4 protein-coding genes are annotated in these 6,899 nt (G+C 31.0%); all 4 read left to right on the top strand.

Annotated features, from left to right (window positions below; genetic code table 11):
• Nucleotides 1–341 precede the first annotated feature (341 nt).
• The 4 genes from ACN0QX_RS14915 (at nucleotide 342) to ACN0QX_RS14900 (ending at nucleotide 6,842) form a co-directional block, all read left to right on the top strand.
• Nucleotides 342–668, top strand: a complete 327-nt coding sequence (locus tag ACN0QX_RS14915; protein WP_417198115.1) for a hypothetical protein — start codon at nucleotides 342–344, stop codon at nucleotides 666–668.
• Between the two features lie 267 nt (nucleotides 669–935).
• Entirely contained in the window at nucleotides 936–5,171 is a 4,236-nt protein-coding gene (locus tag ACN0QX_RS14910) for a T9SS type B sorting domain-containing protein (RefSeq protein ID WP_417198113.1), read from the top strand.
• 150 nt (nucleotides 5,172–5,321) lie between these two features.
• Nucleotides 5,322–5,906: a hypothetical protein gene (locus tag ACN0QX_RS14905; RefSeq protein WP_417198111.1), complete on the top strand. Its 585-nt coding sequence runs from the start codon at nucleotides 5,322–5,324 to the stop codon at nucleotides 5,904–5,906.
• A gap of 261 nt (nucleotides 5,907–6,167) precedes the next feature.
• Nucleotides 6,168–6,842, top strand: a complete 675-nt coding sequence (locus tag ACN0QX_RS14900; RefSeq protein WP_417198109.1) for a DNA polymerase beta superfamily protein — start codon at nucleotides 6,168–6,170, stop codon at nucleotides 6,840–6,842.
• Nucleotides 6,843–6,899 lie beyond the last annotated feature (57 nt).

The following is a 6,899-nucleotide window of genomic DNA, read 5'->3' as shown; positions in this document are numbered from 1 at the left end:
TGCAGAATATTCTATTCAGTTTTTATTTACTACCAGCCCAATACACAAATAACCTTAAAACCAGATCAGTTTTTAAGAGTTTTAACTATTTTAGAGGTATAAACATAATATAGATAAACACACTAGTGTGTTTATACAATTGTTGGCAATAACATGACAGAACAATCGGGAAATAAGAACAAATTAAATAAAGGTGAAATCGTAACCAACCTGTTATGGATGATTTTCGGTTTGATTGGAGGAATTGACTATTATTCCAAATCGGAATACTTGATTTGTGGAATTATGTCCTTAATTGGAATTTTGTATTGTTATAAACTGATTAAATCAATAATGGCGAAATGAAAAGAATTCACTTTGGGAATTTGAATAAAAAAGGTCGTTGGATTTTACTACCTCTGATTTTAACTGGATTATTTCTTCTATTAAATGGAGCTTTTGATTTTATTGAATTTGAGAACCCAAAAACAAATAAGTATTTGAATGTTTTCGGATACATAATCGTATTCGGATTTAGTACGCAGATGTTTTGGTATAAAAATTATGTTCAATGGAACAGCAGAGGAATGTTAATCCGAATCAAATCATTTTTAGGGAAAAACATAAAATTTAAAGAAATAATATCATCTGAATTAACAAACAAGAAACTGATTTTAAAAACGGTTTAGGGAAATAAAATTGAATTTGACTTGAGTGAGATTGTAGAATCCGACTCGAAAAAACTATATGAAATAATCAAAAAAAATACTATTGCCAACAATGTATAACCGCAATTACGGCGGATTCGACTTCGTCCGACACGAGCACAAAGTGCGAACTGGCGAAGCAATCCAGCGCGAATTGCTAAAACATGAGCTTAGTTCTAACACTATCAACTAAATACCGTAACTTCGGTTATACCAACCGTTGGCAACAAGCTAAAAAAAACAAACATATTGAGACAAAGAAAAAGAACATTACTCCTTTATATTTTATTGCTTAATCAGATAGTAATATCTCAGAATAGCAAAAGACATTCTGATTATAAACGTAAAAGTCATTTTATTGAAAATAAAGGTCAAATTGTTGATCAAAATGGAAAACCTAATAACAATGTATTGTACCTATTAAACACCCCTGGTCTAAATGTACAATTAAGAAAAGATGGTTTTTCCTATGACACATATGAAATAAAGCAAAAAGAAGATTTCAAAGAAGACACAACTGAATTTACAAAAAGAAATGTTAAACAAAAAAGTTGTTCAGACTATATCTTTCATAGAGTAGATTTTTCATTTATAAATAGTAACCCTAATACAAAAATAGAATTTAAACACTCTTCAAAGGAGTACAATAATTATTATAATATTGCGCATGAAAAAGATGGTGTAATTCATGTAAAACAATACAAACATTTAATATATAAAAATATATACCCAAATATTGATGTTGAATTTTTTGTTCCAGACTCAAATACGAAACCTGTAGAATATAATTTTATACTGTATGAAGGAGCTAAGATTTCTGATATAAAAATGAAATTAGAAGGAGCAAATTCAAGAGAAGTATCTGGTAATATTGAAATAGACTTGATTCATGGAAAATTAAGAGAAGTTATTCCAAAAAGCTGGGTGCAGAACAAAACATCAAAGCTTGAAAAGAAATTAAGTTTTATTGAAATTGAGAATAATGTATATGGTCTTTCCGGGAAAAACATAAAGATTAAAAAAAATGAAAAGTTAATTGTTGATCCTACTCCAGTTAGACTTTGGGGAACTTATTTTGGAGGTAGTGAAGATGAAAATAACTTTAATGGAATTGTAAAAACATTTGAAAACAATATTTATATAGCTGGTTATACAAGTAGTGCCTCAAATATCGCAACCGCAGGAGCTTATCAAACAACATTACAAAGTAATGAAGAGGACGGTTTTATAGCAAAATTTAATGAAAGCGGAGATCTGATTTGGTCAACCTATCTAGGTGGAGAGCGAAGAGATTTTGTCAGAGATTTAGATATTGATAATAATGAGAACATATATTGTGTAGGAGAAACACTCAGCACATCTAATATTGCTTCGACAGGTGCTTTTCAAGAAACATACAACGATTGGTATGATGGCTTTATAATGAAATTCGATTCTAATGGAATAAGATATTGGGGTACATATTATGGAGGAGATTGGATTGAAAACATAAGCAGTATCAAAGTCGATAATACCAATCAATATGTTTATTTTTCGGGCACAACGTCCAGTAATAATGGCATATCGACTCCTGGTTCATTCAAGGAAATTGGCAATGTAAATCAAAATTTCAACGAAGATGCCTTCTTAGTAAAATTCACATCTGATGGTGAGAGAGTTTGGGGAACATATTATGGTGGTTCTGGACATGACTCTTTCAATGGTATTGATATAGATTCTAACGGAGATATTGTTTGCTCAGGAACAACAAGTAGTTTTGAGGGAATATCAACACCTGGTGCTTATCAAGAAGAACATAATTATGACACACTGCTCTGGAATGATTCTTTTATTGTTAAGTTTAATTCTGATGGTCAGAGATTGTTTGGCACATTTTATGGCGGAACAGACTACGATTTTAACGATAGTGTTAAAGTTGATAGTAACAATAATATTCTGATCTCTGGACACACAAGAAGTAATGTTGGATTAACTATGGTCAATTCACACCAGCCTAATTTTGCTGGTGGCTATGATTCCTATTTGGCTATGTTTGATAGCACTGGAAATTTATTATGGAACACTTATTATGGTGGTGATGGTTTAGACGGGCATTGGGGAATGAATGAAATTACTTTTGACAGCTCGGATGATATATATCTATTTACAAGCGGAAATAGTAATTCAAATATTTCTACGATAGATGCATTTCAAGAAGATAATGCAGGCGGATATGATTTATACATTGTAAAGTTTAGCAATATTGGTGAGAGGATATGGGGCACCTATTATGGAGGAAGTGGATCAGATTATTCAGGAATGATTGCGGAAAACAACGGAGATATTTATATCACTGGTTTTACATTTAGTTCAAATGGTATATCTACACCTGGAGCATATCAAGAAACTTATCAAGGTGGTATGGATACTTTTTTAGTTAAATTTAAAGACTGTTTTTCTTCAATTAGTGCCTCTGCAACTGAATCTGTTTGTATAGGTGATGATATTCAATTTCAAGCTTCAGGAGGAATTTCTTATTCTTGGTCTGGACCAAATGGTTTTATTAGTAATGTTCAAAATCCTGTTATTAATAATGCTGATGTTATCCATGAAGGCGAATACACGGTTTTTATAGAATCAGCAGTTGGATGCGATGACACAAGAACATTCAATATTTCTGTTTCACAAACACCAATTGCAAATATTCCTTTTAATATCATATCATGTGAAGATGAATTAAACTCAGGAATTTCAACTTCGTTTGATACTTCAATGGTGGAAAATCTAATCCTTAATGGACAATCTGGAGTAGTTATTTCCTACTTTGACAGCAATGGAAATTCATTACCTAATCCATTACCGAACCCTATGACCAACTCCGTTCCAAATAACGAGACAATATCAATAAGAATTGCTGATGAAAACAATTTAGGTTGTTATGTAGAATCAGAATTTCATTTAATAGTCAATACACTTCCATTAATATCAGAAATAGATGATTTAATTGTTTGTGACGATAACAATGACGGATACCATAATTTTGATACTAGTGGAATTGAAACTTCTCTAATTGCTGGACAAACTAATGTATCTCTTAACTTTTTCGATGGTAATGGAAATAGTTTACCAAATCCCTTGCCAAATCCATTGTCTAATTCAGTTCAAAATATTGAAACTATAACTGCAAGGATTATAAATGATGACTCTAATTGTTATTCTGAAACTACATTTGATTTAGTTGTAAATCCCAGTCCTATAGCACACTCAATAGATCCATTATTAGGTTGTGATGATAACAATGATGGCATATCTGAATATTTTGATACTTCAAATGTAGAAACACAAGTCCTAAATGGTCAAACAGGAATGTCCGTTAGTTATTTTGATCAAAATGGGAATGAATTACCTAGTCCTTTACCAAACCCATACACAAATGCAAATGCTTTCAATGAACTAATAACCGTAAGGGTTACTGATAATTTTTCGACCTGCTATGCAGAAACGACTTTGCAATTGCAAACTGTAACCCAACCAAACATCAACCAACCAGAAAACTTATATGCTTGTGACCAAGGTAGTGGATATTCCGAATTTGACACATCGACTATAGAAGAACAAATCATTGGAAATCAAACAGGATTAACGATACAATATTTCGATTCCGATAATAATCCACTTCCAAGCCCTTTGCCTATATTATTTCAAAATACAGAACCTTTTTCACAAACTATAAATATAAGAGTTGAAGATGTCTCAAACCCTATTTGTTATTCAGAAACATCATTTGATTTAATTGTAAACGAGTTACCTGTAATTAATTTAGAGGATGAATATTTCATTTGTAATTTAGAACCATCTATATTGTTAAATGTAAATTCTGGATATAATTCATATAATTGGGTATTTGAGGATGGCTCTTTAATTTCAAGCACTAACATTACAGAAATATCAGAAGAAGGTCATTATACTTTAACTGTTACACAAATTGAGAACGGCATAACTTGCGAAAATTCTTTTGACTTTACTCTTATTCGTTCAGTTTTACCTGAAATACAACAAGTAAATTTTGGAGAGTTTGGGAATAACTATATTGAAATAACTGCATCTGGTGATGGAGATTTTGAATACTCAATTGACGGAATTAATTACCAGGATAGTAATTATTTCTCAAATATTCAAGGTGGAATTTATACGGTATTTGTTAAGGATAAAGATGGTTGCGGACAAGATTCAGAAGAAGTTACAGTAATTGATTATCCAAAGTTCTTTACACCAAATAATGATGGGTATAATGATTTTTGGCAGATTAAAGGTATAGTCAATTTTCCTAATTCAGAGACCTTAATTTTTGACAGGTACGGTAAGCTATTAGCTAGAGTAACATCAAATGATTTAGGTTGGAATGGACTTTATAATGGCAAACAAATGATGTCAAATGATTACTGGTTTAGAACAAATCTTGGTAATGGTCGAACTTTTTCTGGTCATTTCACATTGAAAAGATAAAAAGCCAGTTGCCAACAATGTATAAAAATAATAGCGGTTTAAGTGATAAAACAAAAGTAAAATATAAAAAAGGTCTGTGTTTAACCGGAAAGTTAGTGTGTCAAAATCCGCTACTATTCATACACGAGACCGTTACCATACATTTGAGAAATGAGCATAATCGGAACTAATTTAATGTTTGTACTTATAAAAGTAGTTAACGAAAATAACGCTGACGAAGTCAAGTTATGTTTAAGTTCGAGTAACTTCTTTTCAAAAAAGTTTAATCCAACTGATTTTAAAAAAAACGAACTAACTCTTATCGGAATTGAAAACCGAGAAAAACTGATTTCGGAATTAAACAATTATCTGAATTGCTATATTGACATTGAGAAGTTGGAAAACGGAAAACTTGACTTTTGGAGTGACCAAACTCAAATTGGAGAATTTACAGTAGAAAAATTTGAAGAAAAGGCAACTAATTTTGACAAATCGGATTGGATTGAAAGTTATGAATACTTGCTAAATGAGTATTTTAAAAAAGAGAAAATAAGTTCCAAAGAGATTAGATTAAATAATGGATTTATAAGTAAACTTGAAAAACTTATTGAACAAGAACGAATTAAGAATGAGCAGAAATCTGAATTTTTCAAAACGGATTCGATTAAACTGAATTCTATAAAAGAAAAATCGGATTTGATTGACAAATTTGAAAACATAAAGAATCAATATCTGTCTGAACTACGAAAAATATAAAAACGTGTGGCAACACCGTATACAATCCATTGCTAGTTCTCGCCTACTTACAAAAATTTACCAACGTACAGTTCGCACTTCGTGCTCGTGTCTTGCAGAATATTCTATTCAGTTTTTATTTACTGCCAGCCCAATACACAAATAACCTTAAAACCAGATCAGTTTTTAAGAATTTTAACTATTTTAGAGGTATAAACATAATATAGATAAACACACTAGTGTATTTATACAATTGTTGCCATTCATTTTAAACCAAACCATATGGATAAAAAAATAAGCCAATATTTAACCGAAATTGAGAAAAGCAAAGAAGTAGAAATCTTATTGGCTTGTGAGACTGGTTCAAGAGCTTGGGGTTTTCCCTCGCCAGATAGTGACTTTGACATTAGAATAATATATAAACATAAAAAGGACTGGTATTTATCATTAAATGAACAAAAAGACAGTCTCGAACTGATGTTTGAAAACAACGAAATAGATATAACTGGTTGGGATTTAAGAAAATCATTAAAACTATTGCAAAAGTCAAATGCACCTTTATTGGAGCGAATTCAATCACCCATTATTTACAAGAAAAACAATGAGTTTTTAGAAGAAATGAAAATTGTGGCACAAAATCAATATTCAAGAATTGCCACAATGCACCATTACCTAAGTATGGCTAAAAAATTCATTGATGAATTGAAAGAAAATGAAGAATATAAACTCAAAAAATTCTTTTATACTTTACGTTCCGCAACGGCTTGTAAGTGGATTTTGGAGAAAGACCAAATGCCACCAATCGAGTTTATGAAAATGGTTAAAAATCTAAATATTGACTCAAAACTAACCAAACGAATTAATGAACTCATAGAATTGAAAGCCACAAAAAGTGAAAGCTATTATCATAAAGGAGAATCTGAACTTTTTGTGGCTTTCAATTCTATGAGTTTATGAAAATGGTTAAAAATCTAAATATTGACTCAAAACTAACCAAACGAATTAATGAACTCA

Source organism: Bizionia sp. (genome assembly GCF_048259285.1).
GTDB lineage: Bacteria > Bacteroidota > Bacteroidia > Flavobacteriales > Flavobacteriaceae > Algorimicrobium > Algorimicrobium hallyeonense.
Note: the sequence above shows the minus strand (reverse complement) of the source record. Positions and strands in the feature narration are given on the sequence as shown.

Bases quoted from the DNA above. Each gene is read 5' to 3' on its own strand.
- ACN0QX_RS14915 (WP_417198115.1), top strand. From the start codon at position 342: ATGAAAAGAATTCACTTTGGGAATTTGAATAAAAAAGGTCGTTGGATT.
- ACN0QX_RS14900 (WP_417198109.1), top strand. From the start codon at position 6,168: ATGGATAAAAAAATAAGCCAATATTTAACCGAAATTGAGAAAAGCAAA.
- ACN0QX_RS14905 (WP_417198111.1), top strand. From the start codon at position 5,322: ATGAGCATAATCGGAACTAATTTAATGTTTGTACTTATAAAAGTAGTT.